This is a genomic window from Flammeovirgaceae bacterium, from assembly GCA_015180985.1.
In the GTDB taxonomy this organism is placed as follows: domain Bacteria; phylum Bacteroidota; class Bacteroidia; order Cytophagales; family Cyclobacteriaceae; genus UBA2336.
The window spans coordinates 2595483-2621737 of sequence record CP054185.1; the positions used below are offsets into that span (position 1 = coordinate 2595483).

Here is a 26255-nt window from a genome sequence, read left to right on the forward strand (position 1 = left end):
TGTGTTTTTTGATTGTATGGAAAAGACTACCCGCTCAACCCGTAAGTCGCGCAAGCCTGCCGATGACAACATAAGGAAAGCCTATATTACCTATCTTCTTTCCAACGGTAAACAACCGCCATCGGTGTTTAAATTTTGTAAGGAAGAAGGTATTACCGAAGAAGCATTCTATAATACAGCCGGCTCTTTCGAAGCCCTGGAGGGCATTATCTGGAAAGGGTTTATCGACAAAACCATCGCTGCCGTGCAGGCTGACAGCGAGTACCAGTCTTTTAAATTGAGGGAGCGTATTCTGACCTTTTATTTTGCATTGCTTGAAGAACTTAAAGCTAACCGGAGTTTTGTACTACTCACATTGAAAGGCGATGGCCACTTTGATAAAGTACCCGCCCTGCTTCACCCGTTTAAAAAATCATTTGAAGCGTTTATCGAAAATCTTGTGAACGAAGGAAAGTCAACCGGTGAAATTGCCAAACGACCATACCTTGATAAAAGTTACCCGCACTTGTTCTGGCTGCACATGGTGTTTATCTTATTTTTTTGGATTAAAGACGCTTCACCCGGTTTTGAGAAAACCGATGCAGTGGTTGAAAAATCGGTTAACCTTGCCTTCGATTTAATCGGTAAAGGTGCTGTTGATTCGGCTATTGATTTTGCCAGGTTTATGTACCAGTCCGTTAAATAGAGTGTTGTAACCGTATAATGAAAGAATACAACAAAATACCGGTTACCCGTGCTCAGCGCACGGGCAAATTTTTAACTACGGGCGCTAAAATCGGTACTAACTACCTCAAACACTTCGGGCGTAAACTAATTAACCCCGCCAGCAGCCGTGAACTATTGCATGAAGATAATGCCCGCGACATCTATAATTCACTCAGCGAGCTTAAGGGCAGCGCCCTGAAAGTAGCCCAGATGCTGAGCATGGATAAAAACCTGCTGCCGGCAGCTTACCAGCAAAAATTTGCGATGGCCCAGTACAGCGCGCCACCCTTATCGTATCCGCTGGTAGTTAAAACATTCCGCTCACACTTTGGTAAAGGACCAGATGAGTTGTTTGATACGTTTACTAAAAAAGCCGTAAACGCAGCTTCAATGGGCCAGGTGCACCAGGCAACACGGGGTTCAAAAAAGCTTGCTGTTAAAGTGCAATACCCGGGTGTAGGCGATAGTGTAAAGGCTGACCTGGCCATGGTTAAACCTATCGCGCTAAGCATGTTTAACCTTAATCCGGCTGAGTATGATGAATTTATTCAGGAAGTTGAACACCGCATGCTCGAAGAAACCGACTATGAACTGGAGCTCAGGCGGTCGATGGAATTATCCCAGGCCACGCGGCACATAGCCAATCTGGTGTTCCCGACCTACTACCCTGAATTTTCCTCGCCCAGGATTCTGGTAATGGACTGGCTCGATGGCCAGCCGCTGGGCGAAGCGCTTAAACGTGGCTTGCCAACCGCTAAGGCTAAAAAGGCAGGGCAGGCCTTATGGGATTTCTATCATTTCCAGATGCATACCTTAAAAGCTGTGCATGCTGACCCGCACCCCGGCAATTTTATAATCACCCCCGATTACAAACTCGGTATTATCGACTTTGGCTGCGTAAAGGTTATTCCGGAGTCGTTTTATAAACTGTATTTTCAGCTTCTCGATCCGGAATTGCTAACCGATGAAAAAAGAAAACTGAATGTGTTCTTTAAATTGAGGTTTATTCACGAAAGCGATTCTGCTGGCGAGAAGAAATTTTTTGAGCGGCTGTTCACGCAGCTTGTTGAACTGCTCAACCGACCTTTCAGAACCGAATCATTCAATTTTGCCGACAAAACCTATTTTGATGAATTGTTTGCCTTTGGCGAAAGGTTATCTAAAATGAAAGAACTCCGCGAATCAAAGAAACCCCGGGGCGTTCGTGATGCACTCTACATTAATAGAACGTACTTTGGTTTATACAACATTCTTCACGATCTAAAGGCACAGGTTAATACAGGCCGGCTAAATCTTGATTAGCAGCAACTGATACCTTAAGACCCGGGCACATCCACACACCGGCTTGCTTAAATGCTATTTAGCCTGCAGATTTGCGGCCGGCTCCGGTATGCTAACCTCGTATCATCAAGCACTCGATTTCCTTTATGCCACGCTACCCATGTACCAGCGAGTTGGCGCTGTGGCTTACAAAAAAGATTTGACCAATACCCTTGCGTTGTGCAATGAGCTTGACCAGCCACAAAATAAGTTTAAATCCGTGCATATTGCCGGCACGAACGGGAAAGGTTCCAGCTCGCACATGATTGCTTCCGTACTGCAGGAAGCAGGTTACAAAACCGGTTTATACACATCGCCTCATTTAAAATCGTTTACCGAACGCATTCGGATCAACGGCCAGGAAGTGTACCCTGATTTTGTTGTCGGTTTCGTTAACCGTATGCGATCAGTAATTGAAAAAATAAAGCCTTCTTTTTTTGAAACCACAGTGGCCATGGCCTTCGACTACTTTGCCCGGCAGCAGGTGGATATTGCCGTTGTTGAAGTCGGGTTGGGCGGCCGGCTCGATTCAACGAATGTAATTACCCCGTTAGTTTCTTTGATAACCAACATCGGCTTCGACCACACCGATATGCTTGGCGAAACGCTAAGCCAGATTGCTGTTGAAAAGGCCGGTATCATCAAACCGGATACACCGGTGGTCATCAGCGAACAACAGGATGAAACAACACCGGTCTTTTTACAAAAAGCAAATGAATGCAAGGCACCAATTTTCTTTGCCCAGGATGAATATCAGGTAACAAAAAATGAAACAGGTTACCACGTTTTGTATCAAGGTGTGGTTCGGTTTAAGCACCTTAAATTAGCCCTGGGAGGTAACTACCAGCAAAAAAATCTTTACGGAGTTTTAAAAACGCTGGATGTATTGCGACAGCGAGGTTTCGCGATAACAGATGAACATATCATTAACGGCTTGGAAATGGTAACTACCAACACCGGCCTTAAAGGGCGATGGCAGATACTTGGAACCATGCCCCTGATCATTTGCGATACCGCCCACAATGCGGAAGGGTTAAACGAAGTGGTTGATCAAATCAGGCAGCAACCCCATCGGGCACTCTATATAGTATTCGGCATGGTAAGAGATAAACAGCCTGAAAAAATTTTGAGCATGCTACCGAAAGAAGCAACCTATTTCTTTTGCCAGGCACACATACCCCGTGCAATGGATGCCGGTGAACTGATGCGTAAGGCTGAGGCATTCGGGTTGACGGGTACGGTTGTACCCGATGTGAATCAGGCCATTACCCTGGCAAAAGCACTGGCCACTTCAGATGATTTGATTTTCATTGGTGGAAGCACTTTTGTTGTAGCTGAAATTAACGATTTGTAATGAAACGAAAAAAAGAGCGCTTCCGCATAATTGAAGAAAGGCAAAACGTTATTGAACCTTCCAAAACAAACTACCACAACATAAAAGGTAAGTGGCATGCTCATTTCGGAAATACTAATCCGATTACGGTTGAACTGGCCTGCGGAAGGGGTGAGTATTCAGTGAACCTGGCCCGGATGTTTCCGGATAAAAATTTTATTGGGGTTGATATTAAAGGCGACAGGATATGGAAAGGAAGTACATGGGCTGTTGAACTTAATCTTACCAACGTGGCCTTTCTGCGCACGCAGATATTGCTTATTGAATCGTTCTTTGCTAAAGGCGAGATTGACGAACTTTGGATCACATTCCCTGATCCGCGGCCGCGCAAACGCGACATCAAACGCAGGCTTACCAGCCCGCGCTTTCTTAATTTTTATAAGAACCTGCTAAAGCCATCCGGGTACTTGCGGCTAAAAACCGATAACACCATTCTGTTCGATTATACCCTTGAGGTACTGAATGAACGCAACGATATTGCCGACCTGGCTTTTACCCACAATTTGTACGCATCCGACCTGCAGGCTGAATGCTTTGATATTAAAACACGGTACGAGGAAGAGTTTGCGGCTAAAGGCGAATCAATCAAATACCTGCGCTTCCGGTTTACACAGGTTTCATAACAATTCCATAACACGGCCATGACCGGTAAGTAACAGCCGGACAATACTTTTGTGCTGGTAATACGTCTTCATAGGTTTAGGTATTCCTGAAGGCCCGCGGGTCTTCGGGAATCCTCTTATCAAAACATGGGTAAACACAAAAGGCGGAAGCCCGAAATTGTAATTCTCTCCGATATTCACCTTGGCACATATGGCTGCCATGCCGAAGAACTTCTCCGTTATCTGAAGACCATCAAGCCTAAAAAACTGATCCTCAATGGCGATATTATCGACATGTGGCAGTTCAGCAAACACTACTGGCCAAAGTCGCACATGCAGGTGATAAAACACATTACCGGTTTGCTGGCCAAGGGCACAAAAATAATTTACCTCACCGGCAACCACGATGAAATGCTGAGAAAGTTTGCCGGCTTCAGGCTCGGATCATTTCAGATTGAAAACAAAGTTGTACTGAAACTTAATGGTAAACGCGCCTGGGTATTTCATGGCGATGTGTTTGACGTTACCATGAAATACTCCAAGTGGCTGGCTAAACTGGGGGCTGTTGGTTATGACACGCTGATTTTGATTAACACGTTTGTGAACTGGTGCCTGAAAAAAGTGGGGCGTGAACGCATTTCATTATCCAAGCGGGTGAAAGACAGTGTAAAGACGGCTGTGAAATTCATTAATGACTTCGAAAAAACCGCAGCCGATATTGCCATTTCGAACGGGTACAACTTTGTGGTTTGCGGACATATACACCAACCCGAAATAAAAACCATAGAGAACGAGCGCGGGCAGGTAACCTATTTAAACTCAGGAGACTGGGTTGAAAACCTGACGGCCCTTGAATATGACGGAACCGACTGGAGTATTTACCGTTACCGCGATGACGCCTATGCTAAATCAGTTAAACTGCCGAAACGTTTACGCGATAAACTGGATAATGACGAAATTTTCAAAGACCTTGTTAACGAATTCCTGACAACCCGGAAGTGAAGATTTTGTATGCCATTCAGGGAACCGGCAACGGGCACATTGCGCGGGCCGAAGATGTAGTGCCTGTTCTGCGCGATTACGGTTCACTTGATCTGTTTGTAAGCGGGGCGCAGGCCGACATCAATTTACCTTACCCGGTTAAATATAAATCCAAAGGCCTGAGTTTTTACTTTGGTAAAAAGGGCGGGGTGGATATACTGAAAACATTTAAGCAGAACAGTTCTAAAGCCGTTTTCCGGGAAATCAAAAGTTTCCCGGCCGAAAAGTATGATTTGATAATTAATGACTTTGAACCCATATCAGCCTGGTCGGCCCGGAAGAAAAAAATTTCCTGCATTGCATTAAGCCACCAGTCGGCCTTGCTCTCGAAAAAGGTGCCTGTGCCTAAACATTACGATCCGCTGGGCGATTGGATCTTGAATAATTACGCACCTTCGGATGCTGCCGTGGGCTTTCATTTCGCCCGCTTCGACAAAAACATTTACACGCCCGTTATCCGCAAGAAGATACGGGAGGCGAAATCACGGGTTACCGATCATTACACGGTTTACCTGCCTGCATATGACGACCGGAAACTGGTAGTACTTTTGTTAAAAATACCGAATGTACGGTGGCATGTGTTTTCCAAACATGCCCATAAACCGTATCACATCGGCAGGGTTTCGGTTTACCCGGTTAATAACGATGAATTTGTTGCCAGCATGGTAACGGCAAAAGGAATTTTCTGCGGTGCCGGTTTTGAAACTCCGGCCGAGGCATTGTACCTCGGTAAAAAACTGCTGGTTGTGCCAATGAAAAAACAGTACGAGCAACACTACAATGCCGAAGCCTTGCGCGAAATCGGAGTGCCGGTGCTGAAGAATGTAAAAAAGAAACGATTGCCGCAAATTATTGAATGGATTGAATCGGACCGACCGGTAGAACTAACATATCCTGACATTACGCGCCAGGCAGTTGAACACGCCCTGACACTGGGCGGAGTTCGGTTGTAGTCGCATTCACATCATCGTAATTCAAAAATAATCTGCAGGTAATGTTATGATTATACCTTTCGCATTTAACGGATGCGAAAGAAAAAAAAATACCGCCTGCTGGTAGTGGATGATGACCAGGACATCCTGGAATTATTACGCTATAATCTTGAAAAGGAAGGCTACAAAGTAAAACTGGTAGCCGACAGCGCCAAAGCCATTGACACCGCATTGGAATTTCACCCGGATCTGATCATACTGGATATCATGATGCCCCATCCTAATGGAATTAAATTGTGCCGTGACATACGCAAGCTGAATGATTTTCGTAACACTTATATATTTTTTTTAACGGCAAAATCCGAAGGGTACTATCAACAGGCAGCTCTCGATACCGGTGGCGATGACTTTATTGAAAAAGTTATGGGCTTACGGGCCCTGACACAAAAAGTAGCTACCGTGTTGCGTAAAAAGTTCACTATTCGTAAAAGCATAGCCGAACTCCGCGTAGGCAATCTCATTATCAACAGGCGATCGCAAACCGTTCTCTTTCAGGATAAACGGTTTGAGCTAAGTCGGCCTGAATTTGAATTGTTATTCTTTCTGGCACAAAACCCGGGAAAGGAAATAGCGGCAAACCAGCTCATGGGCAGCATCTGGGGATCTGAAAATTTTATTGCCGATGGATCAATCGAAATGTACATTCAAAACCTCACGCAAAAATTGGGTTTTAACCTGATTCATCGCACACCCGATTACCGGTACCGGTTTAATTCGGGTGTTGTTTAATCTTTCGTCAGGTATTCTAACACAGTTGCCAGGTTTTCGTATGATTTTAAGCCGGGTTTTTCTTCTGTATTGCCCTTCAGAGCAAACCCTTTTACCGGTAACGCCAGAACATGCTCATCAACCGGTTTAGTAAGCTGCAACAACACGGGGTAATGGTCTGAAATTGATTTAAGATCAGATGCTTCCACTTCTTCTTCCGCCAAAATAAAAGCCACCTGGTTATGGATAGTGGCCAGTTGTTGAAGAAACTTTTCGGCCGATTGCATTCCCCGGGTTGACACAATCAGCGCCAGCGAAGGCAAATCAACAAAAGGTAGTTCAGCTATGCCCAATTCAACAAAATCAGGCAGGTAGTTGCGCATGATTTCATGCAAGGTTTCGCCATCGGGCAAACCATAAACCTCCGCCACAACCGAGGGTCCGTTAAACCACCCTCGAAATTCCTGGAAGGTTTCAGGACCCACATAGCCCGGCTGCTTTTCAATGGTGGTAAATCCCAGCATATCAACACCCATCCCGGCACAATAGCGGGCATCACTTAAATTGGTGATGTTTCCAACCTTAACCATGCGTATCAGTTTCATAACTCAACAAGAATAAAATACCTTTGGCTTTCGTTTATCCGGGCGGTTTACTTTTGTTACCGGGCGCGGATTTACCAAAAATCAGAAATATCCTGAAACAACCGGGCAAATATTTATTACTGATCGTGGTGTTGGTACAGTGTACCGATAGCGAGCAACTGCGCTTAAACGGCTCCGATTTCTTTCCGCTTGCCGGAGGACTGTATTGGATTTATAACATCCAGGAAACAAGTTATTCCCCGTTGCAGCCTCCGGCATCCGACACCTTTCAGCTTAAACTTCAGGTGGTTGACTCATTTAAAAATTCCGAATCAAGCTACACCTACGTTTTGCATCGGTTCATCCGGCAGGATGAAACTTTTCCATGGCAATTTTCAGATACCTGGTCTGCCCGCGTAACTGATCAATATGCCATTGTTAACGAAGAAAACGTGCCGGTAATTCACCTGGCTTTTCCTGTGCATATAAACCGGAAATGGGATGCTAACCTCTTCAACAGCCTGCCGGCCGATGAGTTTACCATTACAACCATTACTGATGACTCAGCCTATCCTTTTCCCGTTGATTGGGTTGCTGAGGTGGAACAGGAAAATGTGAACAACAACCTTACTTACCGCGATGTCCGAACAACCCGGTACGGCAAAAACATCGGGCTGCTTTCAGCGTTAAGTGAAGTATGGACGTACACTTGCTCAGGCGGAACTTGTACTGGCGAAATAAACAGCGGATACAGACGGATACAGTATTTACAGGAGTATGGTAAAATGTAAACTGGTTTTACTGCCGCTTTTACTGGGAGCCTGTTTTTATGCTTCTGCGCAGGTAAACCGGTATGTTGTTTTTTTTAAAGACAAGGCAGGTACACCGTATACGATAAACAATCCGGGCGAATTTCTATCGGGCAAGGCTATTCAACGCAGAATAAAGCACCTTATTACAGCAAACGAAACCGATCTGCCTGTAACCCCATCGTATGTTGATGATGTACGGAATGCAGGTGCAACGGTTTTGTATACAACGCGCTGGATGAACGGAGCGCTTGTCCAGTGCGATGCATCACTACTGGCTACGCTGCTTACCTTATCGCATGTCGAATCGGTTGAACTGGTTGCGCCCGGACCCCGGCCTTTAAATGGCGGCCGAAGAGGGCGGATTAAATCCCAAACCGGTCAGCAGGAAGATGCAGCAACGCCACAACTTGCCATGCTTGGCCTTGACCTTATGCATGCGGATGGCTTCCGTGGAGAAAACATGACTATTGCTGTTTTTGATGGTGGGTTTTCCGGGGCTGATTTGTCTGTACCATTTCAGCACGTGTTTACCGAAGGCCGGTTCAACGCCACCGTATCACACGACTTTGTGTATGGCGGTTCGGATGTATTTCGGCACGATGACCACGGTACCCAGGTGTGGTCTGTTATAGCAGCTCAACAAGATGGCGAATTTACCGGTGGGGCCCATAAGGCCAGATTTCAGTTATATGTTACCGAAGACGTGGATACTGAATACCGTATAGAAGAATACAACTGGCTGATTGCAGCCGAACGGGCCGATAGTGCGGGTGTTGATATTATAAACTCCTCACTTGGCTACAATACGTTTGACGATCCTTCAATGGATTACCAGCCGGAAGACATGAACGGAAACACAGCTGTCATTTCGCGGGCTGTCAACCTGGCCGCAGAACGCGGCATCATAATAGTAACCAGTGCAGGCAACGAAGGCGCTAAACCCTGGCGCATTATTACCGCCCCGGCCGATGCAGACGATGCGATAGCCGTTGGCAATGTAAACTTTAGTGGCATTAAAAGCCCGTCCAGTTCGTTTGGCCCAACGGCTGACGGCCGCATAAAACCCGATGTGGTTGCACCAGGCACTCTGGTGAAAGTTATTAAAGCAAATGGTACGGTTGGCTCCGCTTCGGGCACCTCTGTAGCTGCTCCGTTAGTAACATCATTGCTGGCAGGCGTGTGGCAAAAGTACCCGCACTTGTTTAACAGCAGGCTTATTGAAGCGTTAAGGATTTCGAGTTCGCAGGGTGCTTCTCCCGACAACTCCCTTGGATTTGGTTTACCGGGCTACCTGGCGCTTAGCCAGTACCTTGAACAGGATATTGAACCGCTCACTATAGGGGTTTATCCCAACCCCGTTATAAACGACACAGTAATTATCGAAACATCCAATCCAACCGAACTCGTGGAAGCTTCTTATACAATAGACAATTCAATGGGGCAAACTGTTGCTAATGGCCGTGCCCGCTTCACCTGGAATAACCCACGCTATAGCGTAAACCTGTCGGGCCTTCATACCGGCCTTTACTTTTTGCGTATTCAGTTTAACGGCAGATGGCAAACATTTAAAATCGTTAAAGTTTAACACCGGTTAAAGGTTCATTGGGAATTGGTTATAACTTTGGCCTGTTATTGATCATTACCGAGACCATGACTAAACCCATAATTGCGCCTTCTATACTGGCTGCCGACTTTGCCAACCTGGAGCGGGAGGTAAATCTGATTAACGACAGCGAAGCCGACTGGATCCATATTGATATAATGGATGGCGTGTTTGTTCCCAACATTTCAATGGGGCTTCCGGTGGTGGAAGCCATTGCCCGCCACGCCAAAAAGCCGCTCGATGTACACTTAATGATTGTTGAACCCGGCCGGTATGTAGAGGCTTTCAGAAAAGCCGGAGCTGAAGTTATTAGTGTACACATTGAAGCCTGTCCGCACCTTCACCGGAACATCCAACAGATTAGAGCAATGGGGTGCAAGGCCGGGGTGGCAGTCAATCCGCATACCCAGGTAAATACACTCGAAAATATAATTACCGATATTGATTTGGTTTGTCTGATGTCAGTTAACCCGGGTTTTGGTGGCCAAAAATTCATTGAAAATACGTACCGTAAAGTAGCTGATTTAAAGTCACTTATTAATCAGCGAGGAAGCACTGCCAAAATTGAAATTGATGGCGGTGTAAACCTTGATAACGCCAGGCCGTTAATGCAGGCCGGAGCCGATGTGCTCGTGGCCGGCAATTTCGTATTCACCGCCACCAGCCCCAAAGAAATCATCGGCAAACTGAAGAACCTTTAAACGGCAGGATTTTTGTTTTATTGCTACAAATTGCACTACACTATGAAGTACGTTCTCATCCTTGTGTTATTGGTCATGGTTACCTCGTGCTCGCGCACCGTAACCCGAATTGATCCCTCAACACAGATTGACTTAAGCGGGCGCTGGAATGACTCTGACTCACGCAAAGTGGCCGACCAGATGATTCATGATTTGTTTAAATCAGATGCCTTTCAAAAATATAACCAGACGTTAGGCCGCAAGCCGGTTATTGTAGTGGGTTCGATTCGTAACAAAACCAGCGAACACATCGATGCCGGAAATTTTATTAAGAAATTCGAGATTGTTATTCACCAATCCGGCATGGCCGATCTGGTGGAATCCGATGAGTTCCGTGATAAACTCAGAAAGGAGCGTGCCGAACAACAGGATTTTGCCGATCCGGCCACCGTGGCCCGCTGGGGCAAGGAAACGGGCGCTAACCTGATGTTGTTTGGCGAAATCAATTCCGAAACAGATGTATATAACAAAAAACGGGTAACCAACTACGTAACCACTTTGTTTCTTACTGATATAGAAACCAACAAACGCGTTTGGTACGGCCAAAATGAAATAAAGAAGCTGGTAAAAAATTAATCAAAAGCGTATGCTGAAGCAATGGTCGATCACAGCGGTGGTGATGCTTGGCTCAGCATGTGCATCGTTCTACGAAACCACCTACGACTATAACCGGAAATTTGAAGAAGGCAGCCTGGATAAGGCCCTTGCAGCACTACGCGAGGATAATCAATACCGGAAACCCAGCGTTAAGTTTCTCTATTACGTAAACAATGGCATCCTGCTCTCTATACTGGGGCAATATGAAGAAAGCAACAGTTATTTCGAAAAGGCCTTCCTCTTTGGAGAAGATTACCGGTTGAACATCGCACGCGAGGCAGCCTCTTATTTTACCAATCCGATGGTAACTATTTACCGGGGCGAAGATCACGAGCACCTGATGGTGCTGTATTACAAGGCGATGAATTTCCTGAAAATGGGCAAACATGAGGAGGCCCTGGTAGAATGCCGCAGGCTTAACATCAGGCTCCAGCAATTATCCGACAGGTACTCTTCAGAAAATAAATACAGGCGAGATGCCTTCATCCACACCTTAATGGGCATTATTTACCAGGCCGACAAAGACTGGAATAATGCGTTTATTGCTTACCGAAACGCCTTTGAGATTTACGAAGAAGATTATGAACGGTTATTCGGTGTAACCGCACCTGACCAGCTAAAAGCCGATTTACTCGTAGCCGCCTGGAACACGGGTTTTACCGATGAATTTGAATTTTACAAGAGCAAATTTAACTGGCCTGATTTTCAAATAAACAAGCCTGATGGTGAGTTAGTATTCTTTTGGCACAACGGTTTAAGCCCGGTAAAGGACGAGTGGAGCATAAACTTTGTGGTTAACCGCCAAAGCGATAACATGTTCCTCTTTAGCAATACGGATATGAACATGCAGTACTCGTTTTACGTGGGCAATGATGATGAACGCGCCAGCCTGAGTAACCTGGAAGTCTTCCGCGTGGCATTTCCTCGATATGTTGAGCGACCAACCTATTACACCCATGCAAGTATCCAATCTAGCGACTCTTCTTATCCATTGCAGTTGGCAGAAGATGTCAACCAGGTAGCCATTAAATGCCTCCAGGAACGGATGGGGCTTGAGTTCAGTAAAAGCTTATTACGGGTTGCGCTGAAAAAATCGATGGAGTACTCGGCACGCAAGGAAGATCGTTCGTTCGGAGCCATCATCGGAGCCATTAATGCCGCTACAGAAAAGGCCGATACCCGCAACTGGCAAACCCTTCCGCATAGCATTTATTACTCCCGTGTTCCGCTTAAGGAAGGTGCTAACCCGGTTATCTTCATGCTTAACCGCAGCGGGGGCGAGGCTGACCAGCACCGATATACCTATACCGTCAGCAAGGGGCAAACACTATTTCATACATTTACTTCGTTAGAGTCGCTGCCCGTATCAAGGTATTAATCTAACTGGCATTTTCTGTATTTTTGTTACTTAACTCCGGTATAGTTTAGGCGATTTTGAACAACTTTTAAAACAACCAAACCCGGCTTCTGAAAATACTAACCACCATAGTTGTCTTCCTAATCATCCTTTGTACTGGCTTTCCTGCCGTTTCACAAAAGGATAAGGACATAAGTATTCCGCTGGATCATTTCTATGTTGACCGGCAACAGCCGGGTATGCTTCGAAAGTTGCTTAGTAAACTGAATTTCGGATTTAGTACAGGGTATGGTTCAACGGTTTTCAGGCATCAACTGGACGGGTTCGCACTGCATCAGCCTGCCAGTGGTGGCCCTGTTCTGTTTAATCCCAATTCACCCACAGATGGCTATACCAACTGGTTTAACCGCAAAGTACCCGTGGTGCCTGCAATCAATCCTGGTGATTTTCAGGTTAACTCCGATACTGCTGAAATCGGATTCAGAAGCAATTCGCTTACCATTCCGTTAAAGGCCACGGTGCATGTTGAATTCAGCGGGCGCTACCGCATAGGTGGAGGTTACTCCTTTGACTTTGTCAATCTGGGTGATTTTAAGCCATTGACTTACCGCAACGATCTGCGAAATTTTGACCCTGGTTTTTCGAGCTTTTTTCTTAAAAAATATTTTGTAATGCTGGGAGCTTCGGTGTACCGGTATGATAACTACCTGGTAACGGTAGATGCCAACATAGGTGGTTATTCGTTGGGGAAAAACTTCGATAAAGCGGTTATCACAAAGGGTTTGTTTTTTAACCTGGGAACCACCATTGAGCGTGAAATGTCTGAGTACTTCCGGCTGTTTGTCAGGCCATCGTATGAATTTAAAAATTACAGCCTGGCATTCACAGAGTCCGGGCAAAACATCAAACACCGCTTCAATGCCTTTTATATTCATGTTGGTGCCACGTACCGGATTCCTGAATTGAGGAGGTGTTTTTTAAAAGAATGCCGCATTCAGATTAACCATGCGCATGGCAACCGTGAATACCGCAGCCGGGTGCATCCGATTTGGAAAAAGCAGAACCCCCACTATGGCGAAAACTACCCGGACCTGATCAAATACAAGGGTAAAAACAAGCGGAAATTAAACCCCTATTAACCGTTGGTTTTGTTTGCATTTTCCGCAGCCTACCGGTGCGGTTTCAGGTCAAAAATCGCTATCTTGCGCCTCCTTTAAAAAGTTCGATTTTGAATTATTTTAAAAGCTTTTTTAATGTAATAAACCTCTGAAAAGTGGCTGAAGAAACCGAAGGCCTAAAACCCGGCCGGCAAAGTATTATCCCGATAAACATCGAAGAAGAAATGCGCGGTGCCTACATCGATTATTCGATGTCGGTAATCGTATCGAGGGCCTTGCCCGATGTGCGCGATGGACTTAAACCTGTGCATCGAAGGGTACTTTATGGTATGCTTGAACTTGGTGTTAACTACAACAAGCCCTATAAAAAGTCGGCCCGTATTGTAGGGGAAGTACTTGGTAAGTACCACCCGCATGGCGATGCCTCTGTATATGATACCATGGTTCGCATGGCTCAGGACTGGAGCATGCGCTACCCGTTAGTAGATGGCCAGGGAAACTTCGGCTCGGTGGATGGCGATGCACCTGCTGCAATGCGCTACACCGAAGCCCGGTTGAGGCGCATAGCTGAAGAAATGCTGGCCGACATCAACAAAGAAACTGTTGATTTCCAACCTAACTTTGATGACTCCCTGACTGAACCCACCGTGCTCCCGGGCAAGTTACCCAACCTGCTTGTTAATGGATCATCCGGTATTGCTGTTGGTATGGCCACCAACATGGCCCCTCATAACCTGACTGAAATTGTTGATGGGATAACAGCTTACATTGATAACCCGGAAATCAACATTGACGAGCTGATGAAATGTATACCGGCCCCCGATTTTCCAACCGGAGGAATCATTTACGGAGTAGGGGGCATCCGGGAAGCCTACCGTACCGGGCGGGGTCGGGCGGTCATCAGGGCTAAAGCAGAAATTGTTACAACCGGCAAGGACCGCGAACAGATAGTGGTAACTGAGATTCCGTATCAGGTTAACAAGGCCCTGATGATTGAGAAAACAGCCGCCCTTATTAACGAAAAGAAAATTGAAGGCATTTCCGATATCCGCGATGAGTCTGATAGGGAGGGCTATCGTATTGTATACGACCTGAAGCGGGATGCTATCGGCAATATTGTATTAAACAATTTGTTTAAATACACTCAGCTACAATCAACATTCGGAATCAATAACGTTGCACTCGTAAAAGGAAGGCCGCAAACGCTTAATCTGAAAGACTTGATTAAACACTTTGTGGATCACCGCCATGAAGTAGTAGTTCGCAGGGCTAAGTTTGAGCTGGCCGAGGCCGAAAAAAGAGCGCACATTCTGGAGGGCTACATGATAGCTCTGGATAACCTGGATGAAGTCATTAAACTCATTCGTGCATCAAAAGATCCTGACACGGCCAAGGTTGAGCTTGTTCAGCGCTTTGCTCTCTCTGAAATTCAGGCCAAAGCCATACTGGAAATGCGGCTGCAACGCCTTACCGGCCTTGAGCGCGATAAAATTCAGCAGGAGTACAAAGAAGTAAAAGAACTAATAGCTCGCCTGAATGAAATACTGGCCAGCCAGCCCCTTCGAATGAAGATCATCAAGGATGAGCTAAAGGAACTGAAGGAACGTTACGGAGACAAGCGCAGAACGGAGATTGTGCATACCGAAGAAGACGACATTACCCCTGAAGATATGATCCCCAATGAGGAGATGGTTATTACCATTTCCAATCAGGGATATATCAAACGCACATCTCTCTCTGAATACCGTACTCAAGGCAGGGGTGGTGTGGGCTCAAGGGGGGTGGCTACCAAAGAAGATGACTTTACCAAGAATCTTTTTATAGCTCAGGCACATAATTACCTGCTGATTTTTACTGAGCAAGGTAAAGTGTACTGGAAAAAAGCCTATGAAATTCCGGAGGGTGTTAAGACCTCAAAAGGCCGGGCCATTCAGAACCTGATTAACATTGAGCCGGGCGACAACGTGGCTGCGATTATCAATGTCCGGTCCCTCGAAGAAAAGGAATATCTTGAAAACAACTTTGTTATACTGTGTACTGAACAGGGCACTATTAAGAAAACCAGCCTTGAAGCCTACTCACGTCCACGTCAGGGAGGTATTAATGCCATTACTATTCATGACGGAGATAAGTTGTTAAACGCCTCATTAACAAATGGTAATAATCATATTGTTATAGCTAAATCACAAGGTAAAGCCGTGCATTTTCACGAGCGTGACGTTCGCCCGATGGGACGGACGGCAGCAGGTGTTAAAGGGGTAACGCTGGATTCGGCAAACGACCGAGTAATAGGCATGGTTTGCATTACACGGGAAGATGTAAATTTGCTCGTTGTATCGGAGAAGGGCTACGGCAAGCGCTCGTCCATCGAAGATTACAGGGTAACCAGGCGGGGCGGAAAAGGCGTAAAAACTATTAATATTACGGCCAAAACTGGCAAGCTTGTTGCCATCAAGGACGTTGTTGATAAGGATGAATTGATGATTATTAACCGGTCGGGGATAACCATTCGGATAAAGGTCAGTGAATTACGGGTAATGGGCCGGGCAACACAGGGCGTTCGGCTGATTAAGTTGAACGATGACGACCGGATATCCTCGGTAGAAAAAATCCAACAAATGGATGATGTAGTTGAATAACTTTAAACTTGTAAATAACCTATAATGAAAAAAGCAATTGTTCTTCTTGTTGTAGCACTGCCAATGGTAGTGATGGCACAAAAACCAATAAAGCCAAACTTAAACAAGGCGCTTAGTTTATGGCAGTCGGGTAAACTGGATGAAGCCAAACAAATGATTGATGTTTGTGAAACAGACCCGAAACTTTCATTAGATCCCAAGACGTGGTTTTACAGTGGGTTAATATATTCTTCACTCGATACCACTCAAAACGAAAATTATAAGGCACTTGCCCCTAATGCTTTTGAAAAAGCCTTAGCTTCTCTTGCCAAGGCCGATGAGTTAAACAAAAACTCAAAAAATGAGTTGTTTTACACTGACAAAAACAGCTTTGTGCCCGTAACCCGGTCGATGATCACCGATAGAATGAGCGGGCATTACCTTAACCAGGGAGCAGCCGCCTACCAGGAAGATGACTTTAAAACAGCCCTCTTTAATTTCGACCGGGCACAAAAAGTTAAACCGGATGACACCACATCCTATTTCTATGCGGGTATTGTTGCCAATGCCGATGAGCAATATGACAGGGCTTCGAATTACATGAAAACCTATTTAAAAAATGGCGGTACAGCCGTTGAAGCTTATTACGTAATGATCAATGCCGCCTCGTTAACAGATAAAGCCAAAGCCATTGAAATTGCACGGGAAGCAAAAACCAAATACCCCAAGAATGTAGAATTACCTAAAATGGAGATTCAGTACCTTATTGAACTTGACCGTGTCCAGGAAGCTAAAGCAGGCCTGGAGGTAGCTTTAAAAAGCGAACCAAACAATGTTGTTCTGCATTATTTTCTGGCCTACACAAATTTTAAAATGGGCAATTATGAAGCAGCAAAGACTAGTTGTGAGAATGCGTTAAAGATTGATCCTAACTCATTCGATGCACAATTGCTTTTGGCGAAAGCCTACTTTGTTGATGCGGAAGTCATTAAAAAGCAGATGTCTTCCCTTGGAATAACTGAAGCTGATAAGAAAAAGCGGTTTGAATTAGATAAGGTTTATGTTGAAAAACTGAAAGTAGCGCTGCCCTATTGGGAAAAAGCAGAAAAACTTAATCCGAATGATTCGGAAGTTCTTGATGCACTGTACCTCATCTATGGTGATCTCGACAACCAGGCCGGTATTAAGCGGATTGAAAAACGGTACAAAGAACTGGGTCTTGATAACTGATATTCGGCAACGCCATTAATAAAAAAGCCGGAATGAATCTTTTCATTCCGGCTTTTTCTTTTGAATTTAGGTCGTTCAAGCTTATCAATATTTATCCCGTGAAAAGGTATCAACTTCTTGCTGCCGGACTATTCCTTATCGGGCATGTACATGCCCAACAAACCACTCTCCAGCCCGTCAACTTTGCATCGGTGACCATTGCCGATGGTTTTTGGAAGCCCCGGCTACAAACTGTAGCCACAAAAACACTGGAAGCATGTATTCTTCAAACGGAAGTAAAAACACCCCGAATCCGAAATTTCGAAAAAGTGGTAAGAAACCAGGGCGAAAAACACGAAGGGATTTACTACGATGACAGCGATGTGTATAAAGCCCTCGAAGCAATTGCGTACTCCCTGAAAAACTTTCCTGACAAAGAACTGGAAGAACGGGCCGACCGTTGGATTGATGTCATCTCAAAGGCCCAGATGCCCGATGGATATTTGTTCACATGGTATCAGCTTGGCGATATTTCGAAACGCTGGACAGACATTGAAAAGCATGAAGATTATTGTGCCGGCCACTTAATCGAGGCTGCCGTAGCCTATTACAACACAACGGGAAAAGACAAGCTACTCAAAACTGCCATCCGCTTTGCCAATCATATCGATTCAACCTTTCGCCTAAACAATAAACCCTGGTTCAGCGGTCATCAGGAAATTGAACTGGCCCTTGTGAAGCTTTATGTATTAACAAAAAACGATCGCTACCTCAAACTGGCCGATTGGTACCTGCAACAACGAGGTAACGGTTATTATCCCTACGGAAGCAATTGGATCACCCCTGACTACTGGCAGGATCTGAAGCCCGTTGCTGACCAAACCGAAATTACCGGCCATGCCGTGCGGGCCATGTATCAATACACCGGAGCAGCTGATGTGGCTGCCGCTACCGGCAACCAGCAGTATGGAAATGCCATGAAGGCCGTGTGGGAAGATGTAGTTTACCGCAACCTGTATATAACAGGTGGCATCGGTTCTTCGGGCCGAAACGAAGGATTTTCACATGATTATGATCTTCCAAATCTGCAAGCCTATTGCGAAACCTGTGCTTCAGTAGGAATGGTATTCTGGAATCAACGAATGAATCGGCTTACCGGAGACGCTAAATTTATCGATGTGCTTGAACGAAGCCTCTACAATGGTGCCCTTGCCGGATTATCGCTTAGTGGTGATCGTTTCTTTTACGGAAATCCACTCGCATCATTTGGTACGCATGCCCGCAGAGAATGGTTTGGCACTGCATGCTGTCCCTCCAATATTGCACGACTTACGGCTTCGGTTGGCGATTACATTTATGCCACCTCTTCATCCGGTTTATGGATAAACCTTTTCATTGGTAATCAGGCAAATATTATGATAGAAAAACAGGTAATACCGGTTGCGATGGAAACTAACTACCCTTGGGATGGAACACTAAAAATAAAATTCGACCCGAAACAAAAAACTAAATTCGATTTGCGTATCCGTATTCCAGGATGGAGCAAAGGAATTCCAGTGCCCGGTAATTTGTACCATTTTAAAAATTTTATACACCAGGAACCTGTGGTGAAACTAAATGGGCAGCCGATAAAATGGACGGAACAAAACGGCTACATCGTTATTAACCGTGCCTGGCAAAAGGCCGATGCAGTTGAAGTAACTTTTGCTATGCCCGTCAATGTAATCGTTGCCAACCAGGAAATTAAGCAAAATGCCGATCGAATCGCCCTGCAACGTGGGCCACTGGTGTATTGTGTTGAGGGGGCTGACAATAACGGGAAGGCATGGGATTTTGTAATAGAAAATGATACCAGGTTTCAGACAAACTATCGGGCTGACTTACTTGGTGGAGTGACTGTTATACAGTTCAATGCAACAGGGCTTACCGGTGGGGGCGAGGGTGCCGAAGTAAAAAAAATTACTAAACCGGTTACCGCTATTCCTTACTTTGCCTGGAGCAACCGGGGAGCTAATGAAATGCAGGTGTGGTTACCCACAAGAGTAAAGGAGGTACGGATTAATCCTGATAATTAATTCACCGCATGTAATATGAAGAGTCTGATTGGTATTTCTTCCCTTGCTATTTTGGCAAGTATTGTAATTACCTGCCAGTCGGGTAAGCAAGAAAAATCCAAAAACATAACAGAATCCACCTATGGTATGATTGGTAATAATGAAGTAAAACAATTTACCATCCGTAATACAACCGGAATGATTGTGAAGGTGCTGAATTATGGTGGAACCATCACCGACATTATCGTGCCCGACCGGAATGGAAACCCGGGTAACGTAGTATTGGGTTTTGATAATCTGGAAGGGTACCTCCGTTCGGAAAATCCATATTTCGGATGCCTGGTAGGCCGGTATGCTAACCGGATTGCCAACGCACAGTTTTCCCTTAACGGTCAAACGTATAAGCTATCAGCCAATAACAACGGCCATTCGCTGCATGGCGGAGAAAAAGGTTTTAATAAAGTGCTTTGGAATGCTGATATACTATCCGATAGCAGCTTGCAGTTAACGTACCTTAGTCCGGATGGCGAAGAAGGGTACCCGGGTAACGTAAATGTTAAGGTAATTCTGACCGTCACATCAAAAGACGAACTTATACTTGATTACACCGCCACAACCGATAAACCAACTCCCGTTAACCTCACCAGTCATTCGTATTTTAACCTGTCGGCCGGGAAGTCGCCCACGATACTTGATCATGAGTTGATTATCCGCTCAGAAAAATTAACGGCCGTCAACAACGAACTTATACCGACCGGAAAATTTGACGAGACCTTGCGCACACCATTTGATTTTATAGAACCTAAACGAATCGGTGAAGAAATTAATCAGGTAGCGGGCGGTTACGATCATAATTACGTGATCCTGCCTTCTGAAAAATCTCCTGCCAGGGCTGCAGAATTATATGATCCACAAAGCGGCCGCACACTTACTATATTCACTACCGAGCCGGGCATCCAATTTTACTCCGGTAATTTTCTTAACGGAACCTTAACCGGCAGGGGAGGTCAGGTATATCAAAAACATGCCGGCCTGTGCCTGGAGCCCCAGCACTTTCCTGATTCGCCCAACCAGCCGGCATTCCCAAATACCGTTCTTCAGTCTGGCGAGATGTACAGGCAAACCAGTATTTACAGGTTTTCGGTGCGATGAAAATACATGGATTAGCGGTTTATTTTGTTGTTGCCCTTAGCAAAGGTTGGGCCCAGGAAGCCCCTCTAAGCGACTTATATATTAGTGAGCTGAAGGCCATTGGCTGTACAAACAGATATGCCAACTGGAAATTTGGCGTACCGTTGCTTGAATTTGATGTAAACGGCATAACGTACCAATCATCTTCACAGAGTCTACTCAACATTTCAATTACGGATAAGGTAGCCGATGAAGCAGGTTTTCGCTTTAAAGTAACCTTTACAAATGCATCTTCTGCTTCGCTCACACTAAGCAATGTCATTCCGTTTGGGGCTGCCGACAAAGAAATGTATATCACCGGCAGGGGCAACCATCCGCTTTCGCGAACGCACCTGTTTCTTCCTGGAAGAACCCCGGTAAACGTAATTGTCCCGGACAATGCCTGGAATCTCGGCTACAGCTGTTTTAAACTGGATGACCAGCATAACCTTTTTGGTTTAACCAGGCGCGACCCGGATTCATTCATAAAGGCTACCCGCAAACGCTTTGAAACCATTTTGCTTCCGGGCGGATCAGTAAGCTACTTCTTTTATGCAGACCTGTACCGGGGAACCTGGCAGGATGGACTGCGTAAGGTGTTGCAAGAACGCTATTTGTATGACCTGAAAGAATTTGATGATGGATTATACAGGCGTACTGACCTTCAGTGGATTAAAAAAGCTTACGTAATGCATTTGATGATGGCCTGGGACAAGGACTATTACGATTATACCACCGGCCGGTTCAACTGGGACAAATTTCAGGAGCGCGCACAACAACTGTATGGTGGCGATGATGTAATCTGCCTGTGGCCCACGTGGCCTACACTTGGACTTGACCAGCGAAATCAGTTTGATATGTACCGCGATTTACCCGGAGGACTTACCAGACTGCGTGAACTGGCCGATTCGCTTCGTAGTCGTGGCACAAAATTCTTCATCGCATATAATCCCTGGGATGAGAGTACCCGCAGCGAAGGACATCTTCAGGGACTGGCTAAACTGATTAAAGAAACCTCGGCCGATGGCGTGGTACTCGATACAAAAGGCGAATCAAGTAAAGAATTGCAGGAAGCTGCCGATGCCGTTAAGCCGGGTGTGATCATGTACAGCGAGGGCATGGCCGTTCCGAAAGATATGCCCGGCATCATCAGCGGGCGTGTACACAATGCGCTGTACTATCCGCCCATGCTTAACCTGAACAAAATTATCCGGCCCGACTTTGCTATTTTCCGGGTTGCCGAAGTTTTTAAAGAGCCCATCAAACGCGAATACGCGGTGGCATTCTTTAACGGCTATGGAACTGAGATCAATCAATTTGCACCCGGACATCCCGAATGGGAAGAAGAACAATACCGCTTTTTAGGAAAAACTACACGCATTCTCCGCGAAAACTCATCGGCTTTTAACTCATTCGGATGGACACCATTAATCCCCACCTTGCGCGACAGCATCTGGGTAAACCAATGGCCCGCATCCGATGTGAGTATCTACACGGTTTTCCGTCCGAAGAAGACCCTTTACACAATTTTCAGTCTTAAGGCAGAAGGTTACAAAGGTCCTTTATTTGAGCTTCAACAAGAAGCTAATTATCACTATGTTGATCTTTGGCATCACGAGGAAGTTATTCCGGTTGCGGTAAACAACAGATTATTTTTACCAGCTAAACTTGAAGCATTTAACAGTTATGAGCTGGGAACTAATAATGAAGGATCCGTAAGCTGCATCGCCAGTTTACCGCAACTGCTGCGGGTTTCTTACCGCAACAATTATCTCCACATAGAAGCAGGCAAAGGTTCGGAAATCCGGTTATGGATGGGTAATCCTGGCTATGGTAAATCCTATCAAAGTTTTGCCCGTGCTCATCATAAGCTGTTTCTGCCCAACTACATCGGCCGGTATGAGGGCAAACTGGTGATTCAACTGATGGATGGTGATGAACTGGCTGATGAACGGATTGTAACGATCAAGCCGGGTACACCCCGGTTGATATCCCGTATACAACCATTGGCAGCAGTACCTGATAAGAAGGTGCCGGGTATGGTGCGTATTCCAGCCGGCAAGTTTGTGTTTAAAACCACCCATGGCGATGCATTTATTCCGTATCCGGAAGAAGGAGAGGGGGAGAAGTTTGATATGAATGCCTTCTGGATGGACCGCACTCCGGTTACAAACAGTCAGTTTAGGCAATTTCTGCAAGCCACTGGTTACCAGCCTGTTGATACTGCTAACTTCTTAAAACACTGGCAGCATGGTGCTATTCCAAGTGGCCAGGAAAACTTTCCTGTTGTATATGTATCCTACGAAGATGCTCAAGCCTACGCAGCCTGGGCCGGTAAACGATTGCCAACCGAACTGGAGTGGCAATATGCAGCACAAACAGAAAAAGGTAATGAGTGGCCCTGGCGGCAAACCAAACCGGTTACGCGAAAAGAACAGTTTGTAACCGAAACCTTAACGGTAACTGCCATCGAGGGAATTAATCCTCGTTTTGCCAATCTGGGCGATGGAAAATTGTACCCCGTTGGCAAGTATCCACGCGGAGTCAATCCACACAGTTTACTTGACTTAACCGGTTGTGTTTGGCAGATAACCAACGACTTATATGAAAGTGGCAGCTACCGGTATATAATCCTGAAAGGAGGAAGCTACTTTAAACCCTCATCCAGTTGGTGGTACGTGCAGGGCGGCCCGCGCGAACTGCATTACAGGCAGGCACTGCTACGGGTATCGCAGGGTTTTGAACGGAATGCTACTGTAGGTTTCCGTTGTGTGAAAGATTAGCCGGGCTGTTAAGGATACACTAAAAGAATGACTGACCCCAATGCTTCCTATTACTTGTACAATAAGGCTCAACTTATTCGGGGAGGAGCGGAATACTTTGATCTTCTTGAGCGGCTCATTGATACGGCCAACCATTCGGTTTACCTCCAAACGTATATTTACGAGGCAGATGAAACAGGAATGCGCATTGCAGCAGCTTTAATGAGGGCGGCTGGCAGGGGTATTTACGTGCATTTACTGGTTGACGGGTACGCCTCTCAGAATCTGCCGGCAAACTTCATTAAAGATTTAAAGAACACGGGAATTAACTTCCGTTTTTTTGAACCTCTTTTTAAAAGCAAATACTTTTATTTCGGCCGAAGACTACACCATAAAGTGTTGGTGGTTGACGGTCGTTACGGTGTTGTGGGCGGATTAAACATCAGCAACCGCTACAACGATACACCTGCACAAAAAGCCTGGCTTGATTGGGCAATTTGTGTGGAGGGGGAAGTGTCAGCAGCTCTTTACAACATTTGTGCTTCACGTTCCATTTCGCCTTGGCGGTTAAAAGGGGTTCAGATTCCACCGGCACCAACTTATCTGCTGCCTAAAGAAGTCTGCCCGGTACGGGCTCGTGCCAACGATTGGGTAAGAGCCAAACGGGAAATAACGCGCAGCTACATTGAAATGCTCGATCAGGCTAAGCATCAGGTTATTATCATGTCGAGTTACTTTATTCCCGGACGGCAAATCAGGCGACATATGGAGCGAGCAGTAAAGCGGGGTGTGCGTATCCGTTTAATCCTGGCGGGTGTCTCTGATGTGCGCCTGGCCAAGGATGCTGAGCGGTTTATGTACCGGTGGCTGTTTAAACGTGGTGTGGAGGTGTACGAGTACCAACCCAATGTTCTGCATGCGAAAATATCTACCTACGACCGCAAATGGGTGACCGTTGGATCCTATAACGTGAATGAAATAAGCGAAAAAGCCAGTGTTGAATTAAACCTGGATGTGTTTGATAAGGTTTTTGCTGCCGAAGTAGAGACCCGGCTGGTTGAGATTATGGTGCGCGACTGCAGACGGGTTACCGATGAAGAACTTAACAGAAAGTTTAATCTGGGTCATCGTATGCTTCAATGGGGGGCTTATACCATTATCCGCACATTGCTGGTATTATTTACATTCTATTTCAGGCATAGGGAGTAAAGGGTAAAGGCAAAAAATATATTTAACATAATATAAATTATATAACTCTTGCCTGCGCTTCTGCCTGATGCTCAGTTATATAATTATATTATGTTAACCATCTGGCGCCCTCCATCACGCAATCCCTGCGGGCGCCATCTGGGGGTTTACGGTTCTGTATGAAGTACGGGAAGTTGCCGCGCTTGCCAACCGCACAGTTATATAATTTGACGTTATATTAAATAGCCGCTCAAGCCTGCCCGCATCCGGGCCTCAGTGCACACAGTCTTGAGCGCCTGTTAATGGTGAAGTGCACAGCTAAAAGTTTTTTTTCCCACGCGCATTTAAAGGCACCAACCGCACAAAGCATAAGTATTGCAAGCCGCGCTTATCAGCGCACAAGCCTAAGCCCGCAATACACATGCTTTCTTGCCAACGCTATTAGAATTACTCAAAATCATTTTGGTGCTTTATAAAGCTCACACATTGTATTTGATTTGCTCCGCTCGCGCTACGCATTAAACTGCGGTGTTCCCCGATGCTTCGATCGGGACGACAAGCGCACTTTTTGTTATGTACTTTTTGCCTTGATGCAAAAAGTACCAAAAAAATCAAGGCCCAAAAATGCTTCCACCCGCCTGGCCCGTGAAATAAGATTTGAGCCGGTTCTTTAAGAACATTTTGCCATAATGAGTTTTGAGGTACTTTTCACGATGCAAAGCATCAGCTTTGGACAAGCATGCTTCGAAGTAAATCAGTCTTAACGGACGTCTGTCTTTTGTTGATGGAACCCTCCCAAGCTGATGCTGCTCAAATCTTAGTTCCAAATTTTCTGTGTAGCCTGTGTAGAGCTTGCCATCCTTATCACTGTGAAGTATGTAGACATAGTACACCATACCCGAAGATAAAAATTTGGAACTATTTCACGGGCCAAGCCAACACACCGCCCCGCTTTTGGGCCGGGCCAGCGCACTCACGTTACTTAACATAATGTGATCAATACTTGCTGACTTGCTTTTCAAAGCTGTACTCGACTAGTTCTTCGAATGTTTTCTTACTTCACGCTGATGCCATATTCGTTGTGCTTGACAGCCGAGTTTGTGAATAGCTGATTAGGGTTTTTCCAAACTGTTGATGGAAACAGGTACTTCACCGGCTTTTTTCCATCGACAAATATTACTAGGCCAATTAAAAGGTCTGAACGCAGACCCATATCCAAATGATTGTGCGGAATAAACGCATAGGTTGTTTTGTCAATGCATATCTGCTTACACAGCACTTCAAACTCTTCTTCGGTTTGTCTATTTGATACTTTGAAGTTGGCTCCTTTATGTTCAACATAGCTGGTAATGACATGATGCTGCTCCGACATGATAAAGTCAGTCTTGATGATGGTTTCTGCCAATTGGTCAAGCTTGGATAATGGACGGAGTTTTGACCAGTCTTTGTTCATGCTTAAAAATACTTAAACATAACGCAAAGTTACGGGCGTGCGGAATAGAAAGCCGCAAGGGTACGCTCCGCCTGCTCGTAAAAAAATCTCCACCCTCCCCTCCTGCCAACCCACATGCCTTGGATAGTATTTTTTTACGGCAGCCCTTGCATCTTTCTATCCGATCCCGTGTGGTCGCGTTATGTTTAAATATATCATTCGTCTCTTCATCGGTGGCTTGGCTGTCGTT

The 26255-nt window shown here is 45.6% G+C and carries 22 protein-coding genes; 19 read left to right on the forward strand and 3 right to left on the reverse strand.

Translation table 11 applies throughout. The features are described 5' to 3' along the window. Positions 1–16: 16 nt before the first annotated feature. The 7 genes from HRU69_12000 to HRU69_12030 all read left to right on the forward strand — a co-directional run bounded on the left by HRU69_12000 (position 17) and on the right by HRU69_12030 (position 6782). A complete protein-coding gene (locus tag HRU69_12000; protein QOI98161.1) occupies positions 17–685 on the forward strand; it encodes a TetR/AcrR family transcriptional regulator in 669 nt (222 codons plus the stop codon). Positions 686–702: 17 nt separating this feature from the next. After that, positions 703–2007, forward strand: a complete 1305-nt coding sequence (locus tag HRU69_12005; GenBank protein QOI98162.1) for an AarF/ABC1/UbiB kinase family protein — start codon at positions 703–705, stop codon at positions 2005–2007. An 88-nt stretch (positions 2008–2095) separates the two neighbouring features. Further along, positions 2096–3379 (forward strand): bifunctional folylpolyglutamate synthase/dihydrofolate synthase, encoded by a 1284-nt coding sequence (locus HRU69_12010; protein QOI98163.1) that lies wholly within the window; start codon positions 2096–2098, stop codon positions 3377–3379. Continuing rightward, a complete protein-coding gene (gene trmB / locus HRU69_12015; GenBank protein QOI98164.1) occupies positions 3379–4041 on the forward strand; it encodes a tRNA (guanosine(46)-N7)-methyltransferase TrmB in 663 nt (220 codons plus the stop codon). The genes HRU69_12010 and trmB overlap by 1 nt, the downstream gene beginning before the upstream one ends. 126 nt (positions 4042–4167) lie before the next feature. Continuing rightward, on the forward strand, positions 4168–5022 hold the full coding sequence (locus tag HRU69_12020; protein QOI98165.1) for a UDP-2,3-diacylglucosamine diphosphatase: 855 nt from the start codon (positions 4168–4170) through the stop codon (positions 5020–5022). Further along, complete coding sequence (locus HRU69_12025; protein QOI98166.1) at positions 5019–6014, forward strand: glycosyl transferase; 996 nt, start codon at positions 5019–5021, stop codon at positions 6012–6014. Before HRU69_12020 ends, HRU69_12025 begins: the two co-directional genes overlap by 4 nt. Before the next feature lie 72 nt (positions 6015–6086). Then, positions 6087–6782: a response regulator transcription factor gene (locus HRU69_12030; protein QOI98167.1), complete on the forward strand. Its 696-nt coding sequence runs from the start codon at positions 6087–6089 to the stop codon at positions 6780–6782. Here the strand turns inward: HRU69_12030 and HRU69_12035 are convergent. After that, positions 6779–7366: a hypothetical protein gene (locus tag HRU69_12035; GenBank protein ID QOI98168.1), complete on the reverse strand. Its 588-nt coding sequence runs from the start codon at positions 7364–7366 to the stop codon at positions 6779–6781. The two genes, HRU69_12030 and HRU69_12035, sit on opposite strands and share 4 nt — an antisense overlap. Before the next feature lie 23 nt (positions 7367–7389). Here HRU69_12035 and HRU69_12040 point away from each other — a divergent pair, with 23 nt between their 5' ends. The 12 genes from HRU69_12040 to HRU69_12095 all read left to right on the forward strand — a co-directional run bounded on the left by HRU69_12040 (position 7390) and on the right by HRU69_12095 (position 24594). Further along, the gene (locus HRU69_12040) at positions 7390–8136 is read left to right on the forward strand and encodes a hypothetical protein (protein ID QOI98169.1); all 747 of its coding nucleotides are present in this window, start codon (positions 7390–7392) and stop codon (positions 8134–8136) included. Beyond that, positions 8123–9742, forward strand: a complete 1620-nt coding sequence (locus HRU69_12045; protein ID QOI98170.1) for a S8 family serine peptidase — start codon at positions 8123–8125, stop codon at positions 9740–9742. The genes HRU69_12040 and HRU69_12045 overlap by 14 nt, the downstream gene beginning before the upstream one ends. Positions 9743–9807: 65 nt before the next feature. Further along, positions 9808–10461 (forward strand): ribulose-phosphate 3-epimerase, encoded by a 654-nt coding sequence (locus tag HRU69_12050; protein ID QOI98171.1) that lies wholly within the window; start codon positions 9808–9810, stop codon positions 10459–10461. 42 nt (positions 10462–10503) lie between these two features. Next, positions 10504–11076 (forward strand): penicillin-binding protein activator LpoB, encoded by a 573-nt coding sequence (locus HRU69_12055; GenBank protein ID QOI98172.1) that lies wholly within the window; start codon positions 10504–10506, stop codon positions 11074–11076. Positions 11077–11086: 10 nt separating this feature from the next. Further along, a complete protein-coding gene (locus HRU69_12060; GenBank protein ID QOI98173.1) occupies positions 11087–12475 on the forward strand; it encodes a hypothetical protein in 1389 nt (462 codons plus the stop codon). Positions 12476–12693: 218 nt separating this feature from the next. Beyond that, the gene (locus HRU69_12065) at positions 12694–13593 is read left to right on the forward strand and encodes a hypothetical protein (GenBank protein ID QOI98174.1); all 900 of its coding nucleotides are present in this window, start codon (positions 12694–12696) and stop codon (positions 13591–13593) included. 203 nt (positions 13594–13796) lie between these two features. Then, entirely contained in the window at positions 13797–16211 is a 2415-nt protein-coding gene (gyrA, locus tag HRU69_12070; GenBank protein QOI98920.1) for a DNA gyrase subunit A, read from the forward strand. 24 nt (positions 16212–16235) lie between these two features. Then, entirely contained in the window at positions 16236–17420 is a 1185-nt protein-coding gene (locus HRU69_12075) for a tetratricopeptide repeat protein (GenBank protein ID QOI98175.1), read from the forward strand. A 32-nt stretch (positions 17421–17452) separates the two neighbouring features. Beyond that, a complete protein-coding gene (locus HRU69_12080) occupies positions 17453–19474 on the forward strand; it encodes a glycoside hydrolase family 127 protein (protein QOI98176.1) in 2022 nt (673 codons plus the stop codon). 15 nt (positions 19475–19489) lie between these two features. Continuing rightward, positions 19490–20605 (forward strand): galactose mutarotase, encoded by a 1116-nt coding sequence (locus tag HRU69_12085; protein QOI98177.1) that lies wholly within the window; start codon positions 19490–19492, stop codon positions 20603–20605. Then, entirely contained in the window at positions 20602–23406 is a 2805-nt protein-coding gene (locus HRU69_12090) for an SUMF1/EgtB/PvdO family nonheme iron enzyme (protein ID QOI98178.1), read from the forward strand. The genes HRU69_12085 and HRU69_12090 overlap by 4 nt, the downstream gene beginning before the upstream one ends. Before the next feature lie 27 nt (positions 23407–23433). After that, the gene (locus HRU69_12095; protein ID QOI98179.1) at positions 23434–24594 is read left to right on the forward strand and encodes a phospholipase; all 1161 of its coding nucleotides are present in this window, start codon (positions 23434–23436) and stop codon (positions 24592–24594) included. A gap of 590 nt (positions 24595–25184) precedes the next feature. Here HRU69_12095 and HRU69_12100 read toward each other — a convergent pair. Together HRU69_12100 and HRU69_12105 are read right to left on the reverse strand one after the other, a co-directional pair. Next, positions 25185–25466 carry a GIY-YIG nuclease family protein gene (locus HRU69_12100; GenBank protein QOI98921.1) on the reverse strand — a complete coding sequence of 94 codons (282 nt, stop codon included), beginning with the start codon at positions 25464–25466 and terminating at the stop codon, positions 25185–25187. A gap of 161 nt (positions 25467–25627) precedes the next feature. Further along, a complete protein-coding gene (locus HRU69_12105) occupies positions 25628–26026 on the reverse strand; it encodes a hypothetical protein (GenBank protein QOI98180.1) in 399 nt (132 codons plus the stop codon). Between the last annotated feature and the right edge of the window lie 229 nt (positions 26027–26255).